This is a genomic window from Janthinobacterium psychrotolerans, assembly GCF_001677885.1.
Taxonomy (GTDB): Bacteria; Pseudomonadota; Gammaproteobacteria; order Burkholderiales; family Burkholderiaceae_D; genus Janthinobacterium; species Janthinobacterium psychrotolerans.
This window is the reverse complement of the sequence record NZ_LOCQ01000058.1, coordinates 1-20,750: the sequence shown is the minus strand read 5'-3', so window position 1 is coordinate 20,750 and position 20,750 is coordinate 1. Positions and strand designations below refer to the sequence as shown.

At 62.3% G+C, this 20,750-nt stretch carries 18 protein-coding genes; all 18 read left to right on the top strand.

Annotation, left to right across the window (positions count from 1 at the left end; genetic code table 11):
* The first annotated feature begins 12 nt into the window (after nt 1-12).
* On the top strand, nt 13-1,380 hold the full coding sequence (locus ASR47_RS16855; RefSeq protein ID WP_065308960.1) for a DUF4055 domain-containing protein: 1,368 nt from the start codon (nt 13-15) through the stop codon (nt 1,378-1,380).
* Complete coding sequence (locus tag ASR47_RS16850; protein WP_065308959.1) at nt 1,381-2,718, top strand: structural protein; 1,338 nt, start codon at nt 1,381-1,383, stop codon at nt 2,716-2,718. It begins immediately after the preceding gene.
* Between the two features lie 73 nt (nt 2,719-2,791).
* Entirely contained in the window at nt 2,792-3,724 is a 933-nt protein-coding gene (locus ASR47_RS27100) for a hypothetical protein (RefSeq protein WP_150127846.1), read from the top strand.
* Between the two features lie 134 nt (nt 3,725-3,858).
* On the top strand, nt 3,859-4,671 hold the full coding sequence (locus ASR47_RS16845; protein ID WP_065308958.1) for a DUF6651 domain-containing protein: 813 nt from the start codon (nt 3,859-3,861) through the stop codon (nt 4,669-4,671).
* Nucleotides 4,672-4,829: 158 nt separating this feature from the next.
* The gene (locus tag ASR47_RS16840; RefSeq protein ID WP_082988985.1) at nt 4,830-6,197 is read left to right on the top strand and encodes a major capsid protein; all 1,368 of its coding nucleotides are present in this window, start codon (nt 4,830-4,832) and stop codon (nt 6,195-6,197) included.
* A gap of 57 nt (nt 6,198-6,254) precedes the next feature.
* Nucleotides 6,255-6,626: a hypothetical protein gene (locus ASR47_RS16835; RefSeq protein ID WP_065308957.1), complete on the top strand. Its 372-nt coding sequence runs from the start codon at nt 6,255-6,257 to the stop codon at nt 6,624-6,626.
* Nucleotides 6,627-6,678: 52 nt separating this feature from the next.
* Nucleotides 6,679-7,191, top strand: coding sequence for a DnaT-like ssDNA-binding protein (locus ASR47_RS16830; protein WP_065308956.1), 513 nt, complete (start codon nt 6,679-6,681; stop codon nt 7,189-7,191).
* Complete coding sequence (locus tag ASR47_RS16825) at nt 7,188-7,559, top strand: hypothetical protein (protein WP_065308955.1); 372 nt, start codon at nt 7,188-7,190, stop codon at nt 7,557-7,559. Before ASR47_RS16830 ends, ASR47_RS16825 begins: the two co-directional genes overlap by 4 nt.
* Before the next feature lie 3 nt (nt 7,560-7,562).
* Nucleotides 7,563-7,937 carry a hypothetical protein gene (locus tag ASR47_RS16820; protein WP_065308954.1) on the top strand — a complete coding sequence of 125 codons (375 nt, stop codon included), beginning with the start codon at nt 7,563-7,565 and terminating at the stop codon, nt 7,935-7,937.
* Nucleotides 7,937-8,434: a hypothetical protein gene (locus ASR47_RS16815; RefSeq protein WP_065308953.1), complete on the top strand. Its 498-nt coding sequence runs from the start codon at nt 7,937-7,939 to the stop codon at nt 8,432-8,434. Before ASR47_RS16820 ends, ASR47_RS16815 begins: the two co-directional genes overlap by 1 nt.
* Complete coding sequence (locus ASR47_RS16810) at nt 8,431-8,832, top strand: DUF4128 domain-containing protein (RefSeq protein ID WP_065308952.1); 402 nt, start codon at nt 8,431-8,433, stop codon at nt 8,830-8,832. The genes ASR47_RS16815 and ASR47_RS16810 overlap by 4 nt, the downstream gene beginning before the upstream one ends.
* A 55-nt stretch (nt 8,833-8,887) precedes the next feature.
* Entirely contained in the window at nt 8,888-10,093 is a 1,206-nt protein-coding gene (locus ASR47_RS16805) for a phage tail tube protein (protein WP_065308951.1), read from the top strand.
* Nucleotides 10,094-10,139: 46 nt separating this feature from the next.
* Nucleotides 10,140-10,646: a BRO family protein gene (locus ASR47_RS16800; RefSeq protein ID WP_065308950.1), complete on the top strand. Its 507-nt coding sequence runs from the start codon at nt 10,140-10,142 to the stop codon at nt 10,644-10,646.
* A 122-nt stretch (nt 10,647-10,768) separates the two neighbouring features.
* Nucleotides 10,769-11,233 carry a hypothetical protein gene (locus tag ASR47_RS16795; RefSeq protein WP_065308949.1) on the top strand — a complete coding sequence of 155 codons (465 nt, stop codon included), beginning with the start codon at nt 10,769-10,771 and terminating at the stop codon, nt 11,231-11,233.
* Nucleotides 11,230-11,580 carry a phage tail assembly chaperone gene (locus tag ASR47_RS28380; RefSeq protein WP_425402743.1) on the top strand — a complete coding sequence of 117 codons (351 nt, stop codon included), beginning with the start codon at nt 11,230-11,232 and terminating at the stop codon, nt 11,578-11,580. Before ASR47_RS16795 ends, ASR47_RS28380 begins: the two co-directional genes overlap by 4 nt.
* A complete protein-coding gene (locus ASR47_RS16785) occupies nt 11,581-16,947 on the top strand; it encodes a hypothetical protein (protein WP_150127845.1) in 5,367 nt (1,788 codons plus the stop codon).
* On the top strand, nt 16,944-18,413 hold the full coding sequence (locus ASR47_RS16780; RefSeq protein WP_065308946.1) for a hypothetical protein: 1,470 nt from the start codon (nt 16,944-16,946) through the stop codon (nt 18,411-18,413). The genes ASR47_RS16785 and ASR47_RS16780 overlap by 4 nt, the downstream gene beginning before the upstream one ends.
* The coding region (locus ASR47_RS16775; RefSeq protein WP_425402739.1) for a phage tail tip fiber protein at nt 18,410-20,750 on the top strand (2,341 nt) is incomplete at its 3' end. The genes ASR47_RS16780 and ASR47_RS16775, both read left to right, overlap by 4 nt.

Here is a 20,750-nt window from a genome sequence, read left to right as displayed (position 1 = left end):
ACAAGGATTTCCATGACCGACGCCGTACGCAAACAATCAGCCGAAGCCGCGAAGCTGAACGAGGATTGCGCCCTGGTTGCCGCGCTGCTGGGCGGCACCAAGGCCATGCGGGCCGCCGGCAAGACGTATTTGCCGCAGTGGCCGGGCGAGGATGACGAGACCTACAAGCTGCGCCTGGCCGTGGCCACGTTGTTCCCAGCCTACGGCCGCACCATCGATGTGCTGTCGGCCAAGCCATTCAGCAAGCCCGTCACGCTGGGCGAGGATGTGCCGGAGCGCCTGAAGCCTTGGCTGCAAAACGTCGACCTGGCCGGCCGCGACCTGCACAGCTTCCTGTCGGAGATCACCCAGGAGGCGATGGGCTATGGGTTCTCGGGCATCCTGATTGACTTCCCGAAGGCGGGCAACCTGGTGACCAAGGCCGACGAAGAGGCCGCTGGCGTGCGCCCGTACTTTGTTCAGGTGCATGTGCAGAACATCCTGGGCTGGCTACCGAAGACCGCCACCAGCTTGGAAGGTCTGACGCAGCTGCGCCTGCTGGAGTGCGTATCCGAGCCGAACGGCGACTTCGACACCAAGGAAGTCGAGCAGGTGCGTGTGCTGGGCCGTGGCACATGGCAGATCTGGCGCCAGGTCGAAACCGGCAGCAAAAAGGAGTGGACGCTGCATGAAGAGGGCATCACCAGCCTGAAAATCATCCCCTTTGTGCCGGTCTACGGCAAGCGCCTCGGCTACATGCAGGCCACGCCGCCGCTGCTGGAGCTGGCATACACCAACATCGAGCACTGGCAGAGCAAGAGCGACCAGCAGAATATCCTGCACGTTGCGCGCGTGCCGATCCTGTTTGCCAGGATGCTGGGCGAGGGTGGAATCACGGTCGGCGCCGGCAGTGCGGTCAAGTCGGATTCGCCCGAAGGCGACTTGAAGTTTGTGGAGCACACTGGCGCTGCAATCGATGCCGGGCGCATGTCCATCCTCGATCTGGAAGACCGGATGCGTCAAGCCGGCGCCGAGCTGCTGGTGATTAAGCCAGGGAATGTGACCGAGAGCCAGACGCTGGCCGACAACGAACAGGGCGCATGCGCGCTGCAGAAGATCGCGGGCAACGTGGAAGACGCAGGCGACCAAGCGCTGCAGCTGATGGCTGAATGGGTCAATGAGCCGGAAGGCGGCCACATCACCATTTTCAAGGACTTCGGCGCCGCCACCTTGGCCGAAGCCAGTGCGGAACTGCTGTTCAAGAGCGTGGCCAACGGCCGTATCTCGGGCGAAACCTACTTCAACGAGCTGCAGCGCCGCGGTATCCTGTCGCCTGACCTGAAATGGGAAGACGAGCAGGAGCGCATCCAGTCGGCACCGCCTGACCTGGTGGGGGTATAAATGGGCGCGCTCGAAGAGTGGATCGCTGAAATGTTCCTCGTGCACTCCCTGAATCTGCTGCGCTTCTCCTCCGGCACGCAAGAGAAAATCTTGCTGCTGATGGCTGCCATGTCGAAGGAGCTCACGGCCAAGCTGAACGAGGGCGAGATATCGACGTATGGCAAGCAGCGCCTGGGCGCACTGCTGCGCGAATCGAATGCCGTGATCTCATCGCACTACACCGGCATGCAGGCCGAAATGACCCGCAACTTGACCGGCATGGTGCGCATCGAGGCCGATTACACGGCCAAGGTGCTGACGCAGGCGCTCAAGATCGAGCTGGGCGCGAAGCTGCCACCGGCAAACTACCTCGAAAAGCTGGTCGGCGACACGCTCATCAAGGGCGCGCCGTCGGCGGACTGGTGGAAGCGCCAGGCGCTGGATACGCAATTCCGCTTCGCCAGCCAGGTGCGGCTCGGTGCTGCACAGGGCGAAACGACGTCGCAGATCGTGTCGCGCGTGCTGGGCAAGAGCGCCAAGGCGGCTGATGCGCTGGCCGACAAGCCTGCGCTGCCCGCCACGCCGCCGATCCCGGACCCGAAGGCCGCGCCGCCGTTGAGCAAGCCGGGCAGTGCGGCGCCAGATGCTGGAACTGGACCGAAAGGCAAAGCGCCTGGGGCACCTGGTGCGCCAGGCTCGCCAAATGCTCTGCCTGCCGGACCGACAGCGAAGCCTGGTGCGCCGGCAGCCGACCCGGCCGCCAAGCCAGCGGCCAAACCGCCAGGCGCCGCACCGGATCCTGTGGCGCCGGGCGAGCAGGGCATTCTCAGGGCGTCGGCAGCCAATGCGCGCGCGCTGGTGCACAGCTCGGTGCAAGCTGTGGCCAATGCTGCGCGCCTAGCCTCGTTCCAGCAGAACGCGGACCTGATCGAGTGCTTGGTATGGCTGTCGACACTGGATTCGCATACCTGTTTGCTGTGCGCCATGCGGGACCTGCAGGAATACACGCTGGACGGGCAGGAGCCGATCAACCATACGCACGAGTGGGCGGGCGGGCCCGGCGCCATTCATTTCAGCTGCCGCTGCGTGCTCAGTACTCGCGCCAAGTCATTCAAAGACCTGGGCATCGAGCTGGACGAGCCGGGCGAAAGTACGCGCCCAAGCGACAGCGGCCCGGTCAGTAGCAAGATGAACTTCAAGGACTTCCTGGCCAGCAAGGACGCGGCGTGGCGTGCTGAATACCTGGGCCCGGGCCGTGCTGAGATGTATGAGGCCGGCAAGATTACGCTGAATGACCTGATGAACCTGAAGGGGCGAAAGCTGACGCTGGAGGAACTGCAGGCAAGGTACGCCCGATAAGTTAAAATGTGCTTTTAATTATCAAATTGGCTGTGAGGACTGGCTAAATTGATCCATTTCAAAAGAGTCGAAATTGATTGATCACATAATTGAGCAGGATATCGCTGCCGTTGAACGATATAACTTGAAAGCGAAGCCGCATCATGCTTTGCAAACAAGCATGGGACCAAGTCCATTCGAAGGCAATATCCACAGCAGTCCAGTAGTTTTGCTTTTAGCAAATCCAGGTTTTGATGAAAATTCATCTGTGGATGATCATCATTTTAAGGTCGACGGATGGCCACTTGCCGGAATGCATCCAAGCGCCCCCTCCGGCATGCGTGATTGGTGGCGGCCGCGATTGCGAAAGCTCTGCGAGATACATGGAGAGCAAACTATTGCATCAAACGTTGCCGCGCTTCAAATTAATCCGTGGGCGAGCACGAATTACGATGCGGGGTTGAACTTGCCAAGCCGAAAAGGTCAAATTGCTTTAGCTGAAGCGGCTGTAAATCGTGGGGCCGTGTTGATTATCATACGTGCTGAGAAGCTTTGGCGATCCAGCGAAGTGATCGATAAGTATAGTAAGACCTTTCGCACTAACTCTTATCAAAGCTCCTATATAACGGAGGGCAATCTGCCAGCCGAGGCGTGGCGTGAATTAAACGAGCAGATCTCGCGCGCCTCTAGCGGGCAGGTTAGCACTCAGACGCGAGTTTTAAATCGTGCAGCAGTAGAGCAACTGGTGTTGCCAGAAGTTTCCGCTGATGTCGAATTTTTATCGTTAAGCACGCGTTTGAATGGCAATATACCCGCGCTCTCTAAAGTAGAGCTTGGAAATGGCCGCCTTCATTTTGACGTCACAGGCGATATTGACCAAGTGACCTGGGCTCGCAAACAGGTTGAGGCAGGAGAGTGTATCGTGCGAATTCGCGGCACGTTGTTCCGCGCGAAAAGCACCTTGGGATTCCTGTTTCCTGAATGGCTCAGTATTAGCGCAACCCTTGAGCCGCTGACCATAAAGTAATTTCAAGCAAGATAACATTAACGATCTTGAGGCCGCCCGGGCAACCTGGCGGCTTTTTTTATGCCGCAAGCGGACGCGACGCGGTGCACCGGCCGGAAGGCCATCGATAGGGCGGATGCCCGGAAAGAACGACCATGCCATTTAAATTCAACGCAGACGGAACCATCGCAATCGACGGCGAGAAGAAGCTACCGATCTTCATTCACCCGAACGGTACCGAAGCACCATTCGACGCGGATACCACGCTCGGTACCATTACCCGCCTGAATGGCGAGGCCAAGACGCACCGCGAGGCGAAGGAGGCTGCCGAGCAGCGCCTGAAATCGTTCGACGGCATCGAAGATGGCGTGGCCGCCCTGGCGGCGCTGAACACAGTGAAGAGCCTCAGTTCCGGCGAACTGAAGACAGCTGCCCAAGTCAAGGAAATCCAAGACGCGGCAGCCAAGACTGCGCAAGAGCAGGTCGCTGCGCAGGCCAAAGCGAGTGCCACGCAGCTGCAGGAACTGACCGCGCAGCTGGAAAAGCGCACCAGCGAACTGAATACCCACATGATCGGCGGCGGCTTCTCCGGTTCGAAGCTGTTCACCGACGACAAGCACCCGCTGCGCCTGGCCATCCCTCCAGAGATGGCCAAGGCTTATTTCGGCAACAACTTCAAAGTCGAGGACGGCAAAACCGTCCCATACGACGCCGCCGGCAACAAGATTTTCTCGCCGACCCGTCCTGGCGAAATCGCCGACTTCGATGAAGGCCTGGCGCAGCTGGTGCAAGCCTGCCCGTTCAAGGATCAGATCCTGAAAGGTTCCGGTGCATCTGGCGGCGGTGCTACTGGCGGCAGCGGCGGCGGTGCCGGCAATGCCAAGCAAGTTACCCGCGCCCAGTACGAAGCAGCCGATCCATCGGCGCGCGCTGGCTTGCTGAGCGGCGGTGCGGTGCTGGTCGACTGATTCGAATTCACCTTTTTGATGATTGGCCCGCCGCGCGCGGGCTTTTTTCATCTGCATCACCGCAACACATTTGCCGGCGCCTGGATGGGCAAGTCGGTGCTTTGGGCTGGATGGCCTGCTGCATGAAATCCCAAACCACTTACCTTTAAGGCAATCACATGAAAAAAATGTTCGCTTTTGCCGTGGCGCTGGCCGCCATGGCATTGTCCAGGGCCACTTCGGCCGCAACAACCAGCGCCCAAGCGGTACAGGGCTTCGCTGCGCCGGCTATCAGCAAGGCAGTCTTCTGCGCACGCGTGGTGCGCGAGCTGGCGTACGGCTACATCTGGAATTACGCAGCCAAGACTGGCTTGGTGCTCGGCGCCAACAACCTGACAGGCCTGATCAATACGCTGTACAACGCGATGGACGTCGTGTCCCGCGAGCAGATCGGCATGATCTCCGCTGTATCGAGCGACATGACCTTCGCGCGCGCTGCTGTCGGCCAGACCGTCACTTCGCCGGTTGCGCCGCCTGCTACGGCAACGGATATCGTGCCGGCCGTTACGCCACCCGATGACGGCGACCAAAATATCGGCAATAAGGGCGTCACGCTGACGAAGGCGCGCCGTGTGCCGATCCGCTGGAACGGTGAAGAAAAGCTGGCTCTCGACAACAGCGGCAACAGCTACAACATCATCCTGCGCGACCAGTTCGCGCAAGCGATGCGCACGCTGGCCAATGAGGTCGAAAGCGATCTGACGGCGCTGCATGTCAAAGCGTCGCGCGCGTACGGCACTCCGGGCACCGCCCCGTTTGGCATCGCCAACGAGCTGAATGACACTGCCGGCGCACTGCGCATCCTGGAAGACAATGGCGCCCAAGGCCTCGACTTCCAGCTCGTCCTGGGTAGCGCCGCCATGCAAAACATGCGCAGCAAGCAGTCGGGCCTGTTCAAGGTCAATGAAGCGGGCCGCGAAGATATGCTGCGCAACGGCATCACAGATCGCCTGCAGAATTTGGCGCTGCGCCAGTCGTCCCAAATCAAGCGCCCAGCTAAGGGCACTGCCGTCGCTGTCACCACCAATGCTGCAGGCTATGCCGTTGGCGCCACCATTATCACGTTGGCGGCCGCTGGTACCGGCGCAGTTGTCGCTGGCGATGTGGTCAGCATTGCTGGCGATCCGGAAAACAAGTACGTGGTGGCCTCCGGTGATGCGGACGCCTCGAACGGCGGCACCATCACCCTGGCTGCGCCTGGCCTGATGCAGGCAATCCCTGCTGCCGCAACTGCGATCACCGTTGCCAACGTCGGCTTCCGTAACTTGTTCTTCGCCCGTTCGGCGATCGTGCTGGCGACCCGCGTGCCCGCCCTGCCAGCGCAGGGCGACTCGGCGGTTGACCGCACCATCATCACCGATCCGATCTCGGGATTGTCGTTCGAGGTCAGCATGTATATGCAATACCGCCAGGTGCAGTACGAAATCGCACTGGTGTGGGGCTGCGGCACAGCCAAGGATGAGCACTTCGGCATCCTGCTGGGCTAACCATCAACCCGGCCCGGCCAGCACTGCGGTGCTGCCGGGCCTCACCTGGAATTCACCATGGATACCATCAAAATCGTATCGACTGACCTGCGCACGCAGGGCCCTTTCGTCGTTATCAACACATCCGACTTCAATCCCGACGTGCACGAGCTGTACGGGGGCCAGGAACTGGGCGCGCCATCCGAACGCGTGCCGACCATGGCCGAACTGCTGGCCGCGCGCGATCAGCTGCTGGAGCGCGAGCGCGAACTGGCCGCCGAGAAGGAACGCGTTGCCGAGCAGGCGCGGGCCAATGAAGTGGAAGCGCAGCGCCTGTACGGCGAGCGGGCCGCTGCTGCCGATGCAGCGACCAAGGCTGCCGTCGAAAAAGTCGCCGCTGATAAAGCTGCAGCAAAGGCTGCCGAGAAGGCCGCCGGCGACAAGAAGTAAGTCAGCAGTACAACAAGCCCGCCCCGCGCGGGCTTTCCACATCAGGACCATCATGCTCATCACTGAAACTGGCGCTGGCCTTGCCGATGCCGAATCCTATGCCAGCGTCGCCGCGGCTGATGCGCGCTGCGCCAGCCTGGGCCTGGCCGCCTGGGCTGGGCTGGCCGAAGCAGACAAGGAGATCGCTTTGCGCCGGGCCACGCTGTTCATGGCCACCTACCGCACGCGCTGGGCCGGCCGCCGCGTTTATCAGCGCCAGGCGCTGGACTGGCCGCGCTACAACGTTGCAGTGGACGGCTTCACCGTGCCAAGTACCAGCGTGCCGCTGGACGTGGTCAATGCCTGTATCGACCTGGCCGTGCGCGCCGGCAGCGGCGAGGATCTGCTGCCCGACCTCGACACCGGTTCGAACGCCATCAAGAAAGACAAAACCGGGCCGCTTGAAACGGAGTACTTCCAGAACACCACGGACGCGCGCGAACGCTTTGTGGCCGTGGATGCGCTCCTGGCGCCGTACTTCGGCTCGGCCGGCGGCGGCAATTCCATGAAGGTGACACGAGCATGAGCAGCTACCCAGCAGTGAAGATCGACGGCTGTTTCGTCGCCGATAACACCTACAGTGCCGATGGCAAGGTATGGACCGTTACCAACTTGATCGCGCGCGCCAAGGATCTCACGCCGTTCGACCTGCCGCTGGCGGCGATCTATTCCGGTACCGAGGTCTGGACGCCGGTCGGCTCGGCCTACGGCATCGCACACCATGTGCGCCGCGCGTTGGACGTCGACACCGAATACCCGATCATTCTGTGCCAGCAGGGCTTCATCATGGACGGCTGGCACCGGGTGTTGCGCGCGCTGATCGATGGCAAGACCACGATCAAGGCGGTGCGCTTCGCTGAGACGCCGCCATACGACTATCTGAAGGTGGGGTAGGGCATGGCCGACTACACCAAGACCGCCTCGCGCGCCGACCAGTCGCTGCGCCGCAAGGGCGGCATCGTGATGCTGCGCCAGGTCGTGACCGGCGTGTACGATCCAGGCTTGGGCGCGGCGCCCAGCATCGCCACCGACTACGAAGGCACTGGCGTCAAGATCGCCTACGAGGCCGAGAACATCGACGGCACGCTGATCCAGGCGGGCGACCAGAAGCTGCTGCTGTCACCGCTGCAGCGCAGCGGCCTGCCAATGCCGACGCCGACAACGGCCGACCTGGTGCTGTTCGGCGGCGCCAGCTACACGGTGAAGGCGGTCGGAACTACGGCGCCGGTCGACGTGGCCGTGCTGCACACGCTGCAACTCAGGGGGATTTGATGGCCAGTATGTCCTTTTCCATGCAGATCGCCGAATTCATCGCCAAGACCAAGGCCAACCAGGACTTGGTGGTGCGCGCGATCACCCTGAAGATCGACAACAAGCTGGTGCAGCGGTCGCCGGTGGGCGACGCAAAATACTGGAAGAGCAAGCCGCCGCCTGGCTACACGGGCGGCCGCTTCCGCGCCAACTGGCAGCTTTCCATCGGGTCGCCGACCGCCGGCGTGCGCGACCTGATCGACAAGGACGGATCGGCCACGATTGCCGCACACGGTAGCGTCATCAGCACCGCCAAGGCGGGCGACGTGATTTACCTCGTGAACAATCTTCCTTATGCAAAAAGAATCGAGGAGGGCTGGTCCCGCCAGGCGCCCGTCGGCGTCGTTGCGCTGACGGTCGTGGAATTTCGCACCATTGTGGACAACGCTGTGAATGGCGTGCGCGATGGCACCACCGCCAGCGAATTCGCACAGGGCTATTCGACATACAAATTATGAGCCAACCAACAATACGCGCCGCGCTTGAGGCGGCCCTGGCCAGCCTCGCGCCAGCGATCGAAACAGCCTGGCAGAACGTGCCGTACACGCCAGTCACTGGCCGGCCATATCAGGCCGCCTACTTGCTGCCAGCGGAACCGGACAACCGTTCCATGGGTGACGGGTCGCGCCAGGAGCGCGGCGTATTCCAGGTCAGCCTGATGTATCCGCCAGGGCAGGGCAGTGCTGCCGCCGGCGCGCGTGCTGAAATGATCGCTGCGCTGTTCCGGCGCGGCGCCAGCTTCAGCAAGAACGATGTGACCGTGCAGATCGAGCGCACGCCTGAAATCGCCGATGGCCGCGAGGACGGCGACCGCTGGATGGTGCCGGTAAAAATTAGATATTTTTGCAACTTGTAAATCCCACACAGATCGCCTCGGCGGTCTTTTTTTTCGACCAAAGAAAGGCATCATCATGGCAACAGCAAATGGTATCGACAGCCTGCTCGTCATTGGCAAGCAGCCTAGCGAAGGCACGAAGGCGCTGGCCGCCAACGGCCGCTTGTATCCGCGCGTGACCGCGACCTTCGACACTGACGCCGACAAGTACTCGAGCAACGAGATCGACCCGAGCCAGCAACAGGGCGACACGCGCCTGGGCAACTTCCGCACCTCTGGCGCCATCAAGGGCGAGGCCAGCTGCGGCACCTACGCCGTGCTGCTGGCCGCGCTGCTGCGCCGGGACTTCACGGCCGGCGGCGTCACTGCAGCGCAAAACACTATCGCATCGGGTGCGACGGGCCTGACGCGCAGCGCCGGCTCGTTCCTGGCCGATGGCCACCGCGCTGGCACCGTTGTGCGCATCGGCGGCTTCCTGACCACGGGCGCCGCCAACAACGGCAAGAACTTCTTCGTCACGTCGGCCACCGCGCTCAAGCTGACGGGTCAGTTCATGGACGGCAGCGCCATGACGGTGAAGGTCGAAGGCGACCCAGTGACCGTGACCGCGACCGGCAAGCGCAGCTTCACGCCGCTGACCGGCCACACCACCGACTGGTTCACTGCGGAAGTGCAGGATCCTGGCATTGCCGTCAACCGCTGCTTCATCGACCAGCTGGTGAGCAAGGTTGATATCGCAGTGCAGCCGAACGGCATCACGAGCATGGACTTTACCCTGATGGGCAAGTCGGAAGATGCAACTACTCCGGCCGCTTACTTCAACGCACCGGCTTCCACGCCTGGTACCGGCAAGTTCTCCGGCGCCACCGCCATGCTGTCGGTCGCCGGCATTCCGTCGCAAATCTGCACGGGCATGTCGCTGTCCCTGGACGGCCAAGTCAAGATCGATCCGGTGATCGGCTCCAAATTCGCCACGGCCGCCTCGCGCGGCAAGGTGGTGGGCAGTGGCCAGTTCACGGTGCTGATGCAGGATTCGGCATACATCGACTACTTCAAGCAGGAAGTCGAGCTGCCGCTGGCCTACGCCATGGCGGCCAGCACGGCGCCGCTGGCCGAGGTGATGACCATCGCCATGGGCCGCATCAAGATCACCAGCGCCAAGGTCGATGATGGCGAGAAAAACAAGATCGTGACCTGCGCCTTCGACATCCTGCGCTACCAAGGCACCGACACCCAGCACGAGGCCACCACCGTGGCATTCCAGGATACCAGCCTGGCGTAACCATCCCGCCCGGCCCCGCGCCGGGCTTTTCATGAAAGGCTCTGCCATGCAAGAACTGAAATTCAATGGTCGCAACTTCTCGCTGATAGAGCGCGATGGGCGCGTTTGGCTGACGGCGACCGATATTGCAACAGCGCTCGGCTACAGCCGGAGCGACCAAGTGTCGCGTATCTACCTTCGGCACGAACGGGAGTTTTCGAAGGAAATGACGGCGGTCGTCGAGAACACCACTTTGGGACATATCAATTTGTCCACCGAAGCGCGAATATTTAGCCTACGCGGTGCTCACCTCATCGGCATGTTCGCCCGGACCGCAAATGGCCAAGCATTCCGCGCCTGGGTGCTCGACCAGCTGGATGAGGCGGACCGCCAAGCTGCGCCCGCCCGCTCGCTGATGGCGGCTTGGTTCAAGGCCAAGGCGGCCGTCGACGCGCAAGACAAGTTCGCCAGCATGTGCGGCAAGGGCCTGAGCGAACACAAGCAGGTCAAGCCCCCGTTGAAAAAGGCGCTCGACCAGATAGCAACCCAGATTCAACCATCTCTTCTTTCCTGACCCGGCTCCGCGCCGGCTTTCCTTTTGGCGCAAGCGCCACCCTAGCACCGACTGGTCGCTGTCGCCTTCGTGGGCGCGGCGGCCGGCACGGGCACTATCAAAACCCACGAAAGGCACTGCCCATGAATACCAACGCATCCCCGAACATCGCTCAAACCCTGGCCGTCGCCGGCTTCGACATCGCCAACCTGTCCGCGCCGGCTGCGCGCGTGACTTTCGACGTGCCCGTCCTCTTCAATCAGGACGGTGATCCTATCGCCGGCATCCGTATCGTTGGCAAGAATTCGCCGGAATACCGCGCCGAGCATCACGCCACTCGCGCCAATGGCTATCAGCGCTCGGCAAAGAAATCGACGGCGATCGATGCCACGACCGACGAAGGCGCCGATCAGCTTGTAAGCACCATTGACAGCAATCAAAAACGCATCGCATTGGCGGTGGCGGTTGACTGGTACGGCTTTACGAGCGGTGGCGCTGAGGCGCCACTGGATCGCGCTGTGCTCGCTGCTGCTTACGAGAAGTATCCCACCTGGGTTGATCGCGTCACGGCCGCCCTGGAAAACGACGCCAATTTTTTGAAGGTCTGATCCAGAGCCTGCTGCTGTACGCCGATCACCTGTTTGATCGTGCGGCAGCTGCAGGCGATGGCAATGCCAAGGGCGACCACCTCGACACCGCCCGGCAAAACCCTCTGTACCGCGCGCCCGAGGCGCCGGCCGTGCCGCAATTGCCGCATGAACTGGCCTACCTGTGGACCTGGTTCACGCAACTGAACCAGAAACGCCAGTGCGGCATGGCCGTCAACGCGCTGACCAGCGCCGAGATCCTGGGCTGGCAGGCGCGCCACCAAGTGCGCTTCGATCCGTTTGAAGAAGGCGTGATCGATCGCCTCGACGCGCTGTTCATTCATCACCAGAACAAGAAGGACAAATAAATGCCCGATATCGCCCAACTTGGACTTTCCATCGATACACGCCAGGTGGTCGATGGCAACAAGGCCCTCGATTCCCTTGGCGAAGCAGCAGTACGTGTCGAGCAGAAGACCGCCGGTGCCACGGCGGCCGTCGACAGGCTGGGCGAGGCTAATGCGGCCGCAAAGGCAAAGGTGGTGGAAAGCGCCGCGGCGGTCGATGCTGTTGGCGAGGCTGGCGTGCGTGCTGCTCAAAAAGTAGCCGGCACCACCACGTCGGTAGATTCATTGAGCGCAGCAGCAGTGCGTGTGCGCTCGACGTCGGTGGAGGGTGCGAGCGCGTTGGACGGCTTTACCACTGCATCGGCTGGCGTGTGGCGCCGCGGCGGCGATGCTGCCAAGAGTGTAGATAGTCTTGGCGATGCCACGGCTCGCACTGGTCAGCGCGCAGCCGTCACCAATGGCCAGATGGACGACACGGCCAAGATCATGCGCGCGCAGGCTGAGCAGGCGCGCGCAACCGCTCAGGCCAATACTGCCCTAGGTGCATCAACCACACAGCTCACACTGGGCCAGCAGCAGCTGATTGAGCGCATGCGCGAGCAGGCCGCCACGATTGGCATGAGCCGGACGCAGCTGCTGGCCTACCAGGCGGCGCAGATGGGCGTTACCCAAGAGACGCAGCGAGCAATTGCGACCATTAAAGCGCACGAAGACGCAATCAAGGCGGCGGCGAAGGCGAAAGAGGATGCATCTCACTCATCCGGGATTCTTGCTGGTTCGCTAAAAATTCTTGCGGCGGCCTATGCGGCCCTGAAAGTGGGGGAGTACATCAAGGATGCCGCACTCATGGCAGCGCGATACGAGACTCTTGGCGTCGTTGTCGAGGTTGTCGGGCGCAATGCCGGCTATACCAAGACGCAGATGGATACTGCGACTGATGCTATCGCTAGGCAAGGTATCACCATGATCGAATCACGGGAGTCGGCCACCAAGTTGGTGCAGGCTCACGTTGACCTTAAAAACGCGACCGCCCTGGCGCGAATTGCGCAAGACGCTGCTGTAATCGGCCATTTGAACTCCTCGGATGCGTTCGACCGCTTGGTGAACGGTATTTCTCGCGGCAACGTGCTTATCCTTCGCAATATCGGTATCAACGTCAACTTGCAGTCAGCCTATCGCCAGATGGCCGACTCACTTGGAAAGAGCACAAAGGAGCTTACCGAAAATGAGCGTGTGCAGGCCAGGCTTAATGCCGTGATCGAGCGGGGCGCTGATATTGCTGGGACGTACGAGGCTGCAATGGGGACCGCAGGCAAGCAGTTAACCTCGATGCAGCGGTACACGCAAGATTTGAAAACGAGCATTGGCGAAACCTTCAATGAGGTGCTGACTGTCTCCGTAATGGCTCTAACAAAGCACTTGAAAGATGCGAATGGCGAGGTGAGTGAATTGTCACGCAATGGCCAATTGGCCTCATGGGGGCATTCTTTAGCGCAAGTATTTGTGTCCCTTTCAGACACAATCAACGACGCATATATAAAGATGAAGCTTTTGCATGCTGGCGCCGGATACGTTAGCAATCTAACATCGATTACCGCTCAGTATGGGCGCGATGTTGCCGCAGCAGGCTTTAGCGCGGACGGACAAATTGCCGCATACGCAAAACAGCGTGCGGCAGTCGAGGCGAACAAGGCTGCACTTTCAAAGGACAGGGACGACATTCTTGCCGGAGAGGATAAATTTCAAAAGGCGTTTGACGAGAGGACGGCCGCCGTTGTGGCCAAACGCAAAAAGGATTCCGATGAAAAATTAAAGGTTGATACTGATTACATGCAGAAATCGGCTGCGTTGCTAAAAAAATATGCCAGTGCTCCTGTTGAGGTGCAACAGCAGAAGCAAACGCAATTGGCGTACGAAATTTATGTTGGAAAGCCAAACTATCGAGATACCGAAGGGCGGGAGCCAAAGCCAAAGGCTGACCAGGTCGAGAACACGCAGCTCGCCGATCAAATCAAGCAGTATTCGAAGGAAGCGGCAACTACCAAGGCCCACTACGATGCCTTGGGCAAGCTCGATGACATGTACCTCAAGGGCGGCGAACTGTCCGTGCAGCAGGCCTACCAGAACAAGCGCGACTATGCCCTGAAAACCTACGAGGCCGAGATCGATGCTTTCGACCAGCAGATCGGCGCACTGCAAGGGCACAACAGCGCCACCAAGGCCGAGGCGGCCAAGCACCAGAAAGAACTGAACGAGATCCTGGGCAAGCGCGATGCTGCCGAGAAGGCCTTCTTCGACGCAAGTTTCACCCGCGACGAGGAGGAGCGCTTGCGCCAGGCGGCAACCGCGACAGCCGCCGCCGATGCAGGAAACAAAGAAATCGCTTCGATCAATGCGCAGGTCGCTGCCGTCGAAGAGCAGATCCGCACCTACGGCATGCTGCCGGCGGCCAAGACGGCGCTGGCCATCGCCGATCTGGAAGAGCAGAGCGCCGCGCTGGCCGGCTTCGCGAACAGCGAGAAAACCATCGAACTTAACAATCTGAAAATCGATGGACTGAAACGCCTTCGTGCCGCGCAAGGCATCGCGCAGGCGCAGGAAGCTGTGACGGACGTCGCCAAAGCCAAGGAGTTGCTGGACATTCTGACGGCCATCGACACGGCGGCGCAGGCTGCCGCCACTGGCATGGCCGAGTCGTTCGGCGCCGTGGGCAAAGCCATCGGAGGCCTGACCACAGCGCTGACTGGCTACGAGCGCACGCAGGCGGGTGTCGCCGCGCAGCTCGCGGCTTCGATGAAGGACGCCGGCGGCGACCCGACCAAGGTCGCAAAAGCCCAAGCGGCGGCCGCGCAGCAGGGCGCTCAGGCCCAGGTCAAATCGTATGGCGACATGGCCAGCGCTGCCAAAGGATTCTTCAAAGAGAACTCGGCCGGTTACAAGGCGATGGAGGGCGTCGAGAAAGCGTACCGCGCGTATGAGATGGCCATGGCCGTCCAGAGCATGCTTGCTAAAAGCGGCTTGCTGACCGCATTCACCGGGTTGTTCGTCACGTCGAAAGCTGCCGAGATGACCGCAACCGTGGCGACCGTACCGGTTACCGTGGCCGCGGAGGGCGTGAAGCAGGGTGCCCTGGCGACGACTGCCATGGCCGGCGCTATCGCCGTGCCGTTTCCTGGCAATCTGGCTGCGGTCGGTATCGTGGCCGCCATGCTTGCTGCCATCGGCCTGGCCAGTGGCGGGGGCGGCGGATCATCGATCAGTTTGTCCCAGCAGCGTCAAGCGGCCACCGGCACCGGCTCGGTGCTGGGCGACTCGTCGGCGAAATCGGAGTCGATCGCGCACTCGCTGGCCATCATGGAGAAAAACAGCGGGCTGGGCCTGGCCTATTCCTCATCGATGGTGATATCGCTGAAGCAGATCGTATCCGGCATTGGCGACCTCGGCAGCCTGCTGGTACGTTCCGATTCGCTGACCACGTCGCTGGCAACTCGCAGCGATTCCGGTGGCGGTTGGCTTGGTAATGTCTCCAGCAGCATATTTGGCGGCAAAACGACGGTGCAAGATGCTGGCATCGTCACCGGCAAGACCAGCCTGGGCGCGCTGGATACCTCGGGCCTGAACGTCAGCTCATATGTCGACACCAAAAAATCGGGCGGCTGGTTTTCCAGCGATAAATACAAAACAGCGCTGACCGGCCTGGGCAGCGAGACCAGCGACCAGTTCACCAAGATCATCCTGAGCCTACGCACCACCATCGTTGGCGCGGCAGACATGCTGGGCCTGGGTGGCGATGCCTTCACTTCCCAGCTCAACACCTTCGTGGTCGACTTGGGAAAAATCAGCCTGAAAGACCTTAAGGGCGACGAATTGCAGGCGGCGCTGGAAACCGCGTTCTCGAAAGCCGGCGACGACATGGCGCGCTACGGCGTGGCCGGCCTGGAGCAATACCAGGTCGTGGGCGAAGGTTATCTGGAGACGCTGGCGCGCGTGGCCAATGATTACATGCAGGTGGCCGACGTGCTGGCTGTGCTCGGCAAGTCCTTCAATGTCTCAGGCCTGGGCGCGGTGGCGCTGAGCGAAAGTCTGATCACAGCCACTGGCGGCCTCGACAAGCTGACCAGCGGTACCAGCTTTTTCGTGCAGAACTTCCTGACCGAGGCCGAACAGATGGCGCCGATTACGAAATCGGTGCGGGATGCAATGACGGCACTCGGCTACTCGGGCGTGACGACCAGCGAGCAATTCAAGGCATTGGTGCTGGCGCAGGATCTGAGCACCACGGCAGGCCAAAACCTGTATGCGCAGCTGATTGCGCTGGCTGATCCATTCAAACAAACGGCCGACTACGCCGCCGAATTGGCCGGCAATCTTGTCGACGCCAAAACCGCCAGTGAAATCGCCAGCGAGCGCAAGGATCTGCAGCAGCAGCTGAACGACTTGACGAAAACCGAAACTGAACTGCTGGCCATCCAGCGCGCCGGTATCGCTGACGTCAACAAGGCGCTGTTCGACCAAGTGCAGGCCGCGAAAGCGGTGGTGACCGCCAAGGACGCATTGTCCAAGGCGTATGACACTGAAAAATCGGCAATGACGTCTTCTTTGACTGCCCTGAAATCGTGGGCAGCAACTGTCGGCGGCCTCAACGCCAGCCTGGCGCTGGGCAACCAGTCCACCCTGACGCCGGAGCAGAAATACGCCGAGGCCCGGGCTCAGTTCGAGAAAACCCTCTCGGCAGCGAACGCCGGCGACAGCACGGCGCAGTCTGGCCTGTCTGCCGCTGAGCAGGCGTTCCTGACGGCCTCGCAGGTGGTCAATGCATCCGATGCCCGCTACGTGGCGGACTACGCGCGCGTTATGGCGGCCAACGATGAGGCGATGCGCTGGGCCAGCACGCAGGTCGACGTGCAGCAGGCCAGCCTGGACGCGCTGACGAAACAGGTGTCTGGCCTGATCACCATCAATGACAGCGTGCTGACGGTGGCGCAGGCGATCACCAACCTGCAGGTGGCCATGGGTGTGTCGAATGGCCTGGGCGTGAAGTTCGACGGCTCGCATGCGGGCGGCCTGGCCAATGTGCCGTTTGATGGCTACTCGGCAGAGCTGCACCGCGGTGAGGTGGTGGTCGACGCGCAGGCAGCGGCCGCCATGCGCCGCTACTTCGGCGGCGCGCCGAGCCAGGGCGGTGGCAATACCGATGCGCTGGTGGCTGAGGTCAAGATGCTGCGCGAGGAAATCAAAGGTCTGCGCGGCGACCAGGGAAAACAGACCGACGGCCTGATCCGGGCCACGGTCGAATCGAACATCAAGGCTGCGAAAACGGTGGTGGCCGGCGTTGAGAAAACGGCCAAAACATCGCCCTGGAGACAAACAGTGGAGTATGAAAAATGACGGATGCACAGTTCTTGGCATGGCTGCAGGAGAGCGCCACCGTGCGCATGGTGCTGATCGAGGCCCAGGTCAACGTGGCGGGCGTCGAGGTGACGCGGTATATCGCCTCGCGCCTGTACACTACCGGCCCTGCCGACACACCGGCCAACGTCGAGTACCAGCCTCTGGCCACCGGCGGTCTCGCATTCACCGAGCAGGTCAGCCTGACCGGTGAGGCCGGCCTGTCGGGCGGCGATATCGAGCTGGACAACGCCGACGGCGCGCTCGATGGCTGGCTTACCGACGTATGGTCGAATCGCGCCGTCCGCGTCTGGTCCGGTGACCCGGCCTGGCCGCGCGCCGACTTCCGCCTCGTGTTCGATGGCATCATCGCCGACGTGGCCGTATCGGGCCGCGAATCGATCAGCCTGACGCTGCGCGACAAATTGCAGCGCCTGAACACGCCGATCACCGAGGCCAAGCTGGGCGGCGCCACGCAGAACAAGGATTCCATCCTGCCGGTGCCGTTCGGCGAATGCCACAACGTCACGCCGCTGGCCACCAATCCGGCCGCGCTGGAATATGGATTTCTCGGCGCGGTCGAGTCGATCGCCGAGGTGCGCGCCAACGGCAAGCCGGTGTCGGCTGCGATCAACAATGCGACCGGCCGCTTCACGCTGATCACGAATCCGCTGGCACAGGTGATCACCACCAGCGTGCAGGGCGACAACGTGGCCGGCTACGCGCCACGCATCGCGCCGCTGGTGCAGCGCATCGCCACCGGCTACGGCAAGGTCAGCGACCGATTCACTGCGGTCGATTTGGACCTGGCCAACTTGTCCGCCTTCGACGCTGCCCACCCGCAGCTGGTGGGCCTGTACGTGGCGGACCGGACCAACCAGGCGCAGGCGATCCAGCAGCTGGCCGCCAGCGTGGGCGCGCAGGCGATTATGTCGCGCACTGGCCAGCTGCGCCTGGTGCAGGTCGGGTTGCCGGGCCTGGGCGTGCCGGTGGCGATCGGCCCTGACCACATGCGCGAGCGCAGCCTGCACCCGGTGCAACGCCTGCCGGTGGCGGCCGCAGTGAAAATCGGCTTTGACCGCAACTACACGGTGCAGGCCAGCCTGACCACCAGCATTCCGCCTGAACACGCCGACCTGTACGCCACCGAGTGGCTGACCGAGACCGTGACCGACGAGGCCGTGCGTGCGCGGTACCGCATCAGCGACGACCCGGTGCAGATCGAAACCTTCCTGAAAACCCGCGCCGACGCGCATGCCGAGGCCACGCGCCGCCTGGCCCTGAACAGCGTGCCGCGCACGGTCTACGAATTTGATGGAGAACCCGAGATGATGATGCTGGAACTGGGTCAGGCCGTGACCCTGACCGATGCGCGCTACGGCCTGCAGGAGGGTGCGCCGGGCGTGGTGGTGCTGCTGTCGCGCTACTGGCTGACCGGCCGCGTGACCGTCGGGGTGATGGTTTGAGCGCGCTGCTGGGTGAGCGCGACCGCCTGATCATGAACACGGTGCCGCGCTACGCGACGCCGATGGACCGCGCGCTGATGCTCACGGCCAGCGCCACGATGTTCGAGGTGTCGGCGGCTGGCGTGCCGACGCCGGAAACAATCACGTTCTCGGCGCTGATGCTGGGCGCCGTGGGCGACATCACATTTTCCAGCGAGCCGGCGGTGTCAATGGCCGTGGCCAACGGCAATGCGGTGCTGAACTACGCGGATATGTCGGCCAGCATCGTGACGGTGACGGCCAGCACGGTGATCGAGGGCGTGACCTACCACGCCCGCCAGACGGTGGCTAAAACCCAGGCGCTGGACCTGACGCCGCCGCCGGCGCCGACGGGCCTGGCCGCAACCGGCCACCCGGCGACGATCACCCTGGCGTGGAATGCGGCGCCGGCCAATTACAGCAACCTGTCGCACACCGAGGTGTGGCGCGCGCCGACGAACAATTTCGCGCAGGCGGCGCTGGTGGGCCGTGCTGACGGTCGGGAATATACGGACCCGGTCGGGCCTGGCGCGTTCCGGTATTACTGGATTCGCTATGTGTCGCGCGCGGCCATCCCCGGCCCATACAACGCCAGCAGCGGTACGGTGGGCGCGTCGGATGTTGAGGTTGAGCATCTGCTGCAGGTGCTGACGCAGCAGATCACAGAGAGTCAGCTGTATGCTGACCTTGGCGCGAAAATCGATCTGATCGAGCCGACCCGGGATGCGGTCGCGGATCTGGAGCAGGTTTTCGGCGATACCGTCGCCGCAGCAGCATCGGCAGCCCAGGCGGCGCAGGCCGCGGCCACTGCGCTGCTCGATGCGGCAAAAGCCGAAGCCGCCGCCGGCGGTGCCAGTCAATACGCCAGCCAGGCGAACCAGTCAGCCACCAATGCCAGCACGTCCGCCGGCACGGCGTCGACGTCAGCCGGCCAGTCCTCGCAGGCGGCCACTGCTGCAGGCGACAGCGCTGCAGCGGCGGAAAGTGCAGCCAGCACGGCGGCGAACGCGGCGGGCGAGGCTGGTGCCAGTGCCAGCGCCGCGTTAATCAGCAAAAATGCCGCTGCCGGATCGGTCAGCGCAGCCGGCGTGCAGGCCGCTGCATCCACGCAATCAGCGATCGAAGCGAAAGCCGCGCGCGACGCAGCAAGCGAGTCGGCCAGCGCTTCGCTGCAGTCAGCCGGTTCAGCCAGCGCCTCATCGACGGAGGCCGGCACTGCTGCCAGCCAGGCGGCCAACAGCGCGCTATTGGCTGCAGAATCGCGCAATGCGGCTGGCGGGTCCGCTGCCGCTGCTGCTGGATCTGCCGGTACTGCCGGCGCGAAATCGACCGAGGCGGGCCAGTCAGCCGAAGCTGCACGCGTCGATCGCGTCGCGGCCCAGGCAGCATTTAGCCAGGCGGCAGGCGCTGCCCAGGCAGCCAGCGGCTCAGCAGAAACTGCCGACGCGCGCGCGACAGCAGCTGGCCAGAGCGCTCTGGCTGCCAGCAATGCCGCGACAACTGCCGGTACCGCCGCTGGCCAGGCTGGATCGTATTTGCAGCAGGTCGCGCAGTCGGCGACTAACGCCGATGGTAGTGCGCAGGCGGCGGCATCGTACCTGCAGCAGGCACAGGCAGTGCTGGCTGACCCGATCACCGGACTGGTCGCGTCCTATGCCGCGGTGTCGCAGCAGGCGATCGCGACGGCCACCTCACTCGGCCAGGTGCAGGCGAAATATGCTGTGCGCGTCGATGCGGGTGGTGTTGCGGGCGGATTCGAGTTGATCGGTGGCGGCGGCGCAATCGATTTCGGCGTGCGCGCCACGACGTTTTATGTCGCGTCGCCCGCCGGCAGCGGTATCGCGTCGGCCGTGCCGTTCATCGTGCGCACGACAGAAACTATTATTGGAGGGGTGACTATCCCGATCGGCATGTATGTCGCCGATGCATTTATCCAGAACGCCTCGATCACCAATGCCAAAATTGGCGGCGATATCTGGGCGAGCAATTTCGTTGCTGGCCAGTCCGGCTGGCGCCTGTATCGCAGCGGTGATATGGAGATCAACAATTTGCGCGCGCGTGGTGCGATCGCGGGCGGTGCATTTACCGGCGCGGACTGGCCGGCGGCGGGAGGTGGGTTTTACCTGGGGCCGGACGTTTTTCGGATTGGAAGCCAGCCGTCTGGAAAATATTTCGAGGTGAATTCCTCGGGAGATGTCCATTCGCCGCAATTCAATATTGATGGCGGCCTGGCTCGATTCAGCGGCGAGTTGGCGGGCGTGATCGGTACATTCTCGCTGGTTCGCAGCCCCACGCGTGCGGGGCCGGCCGGCAATGCCG

Bases quoted from the DNA above. Each gene is read 5' to 3' on its own strand.
- ASR47_RS16855 (WP_065308960.1), top strand. From the start codon at position 13: ATGACCGACGCCGTACGCAAACAATCAGCCGAAGCCGCGAAGCTGAAC.
- ASR47_RS16850 (WP_065308959.1), top strand. From the start codon at position 1,381: ATGGGCGCGCTCGAAGAGTGGATCGCTGAAATGTTCCTCGTGCACTCC.
- ASR47_RS16845 (WP_065308958.1), top strand. From the start codon at position 3,859: ATGCCATTTAAATTCAACGCAGACGGAACCATCGCAATCGACGGCGAG.
- ASR47_RS16840 (WP_082988985.1), top strand. From the start codon at position 4,830: ATGAAAAAAATGTTCGCTTTTGCCGTGGCGCTGGCCGCCATGGCATTG.
- ASR47_RS16835 (WP_065308957.1), top strand. From the start codon at position 6,255: ATGGATACCATCAAAATCGTATCGACTGACCTGCGCACGCAGGGCCCT.
- ASR47_RS16830 (WP_065308956.1), top strand. From the start codon at position 6,679: ATGCTCATCACTGAAACTGGCGCTGGCCTTGCCGATGCCGAATCCTAT.
- ASR47_RS16825 (WP_065308955.1), top strand. From the start codon at position 7,188: ATGAGCAGCTACCCAGCAGTGAAGATCGACGGCTGTTTCGTCGCCGAT.
- ASR47_RS16820 (WP_065308954.1), top strand. From the start codon at position 7,563: ATGGCCGACTACACCAAGACCGCCTCGCGCGCCGACCAGTCGCTGCGC.
- ASR47_RS16815 (WP_065308953.1), top strand. From the start codon at position 7,937: ATGGCCAGTATGTCCTTTTCCATGCAGATCGCCGAATTCATCGCCAAG.
- ASR47_RS16810 (WP_065308952.1), top strand. From the start codon at position 8,431: ATGAGCCAACCAACAATACGCGCCGCGCTTGAGGCGGCCCTGGCCAGC.
- ASR47_RS16805 (WP_065308951.1), top strand. From the start codon at position 8,888: ATGGCAACAGCAAATGGTATCGACAGCCTGCTCGTCATTGGCAAGCAG.
- ASR47_RS16800 (WP_065308950.1), top strand. From the start codon at position 10,140: ATGCAAGAACTGAAATTCAATGGTCGCAACTTCTCGCTGATAGAGCGC.
- ASR47_RS16795 (WP_065308949.1), top strand. From the start codon at position 10,769: ATGAATACCAACGCATCCCCGAACATCGCTCAAACCCTGGCCGTCGCC.
- ASR47_RS16785 (WP_150127845.1), top strand. From the start codon at position 11,581: ATGCCCGATATCGCCCAACTTGGACTTTCCATCGATACACGCCAGGTG.
- ASR47_RS16780 (WP_065308946.1), top strand. From the start codon at position 16,944: ATGACGGATGCACAGTTCTTGGCATGGCTGCAGGAGAGCGCCACCGTG.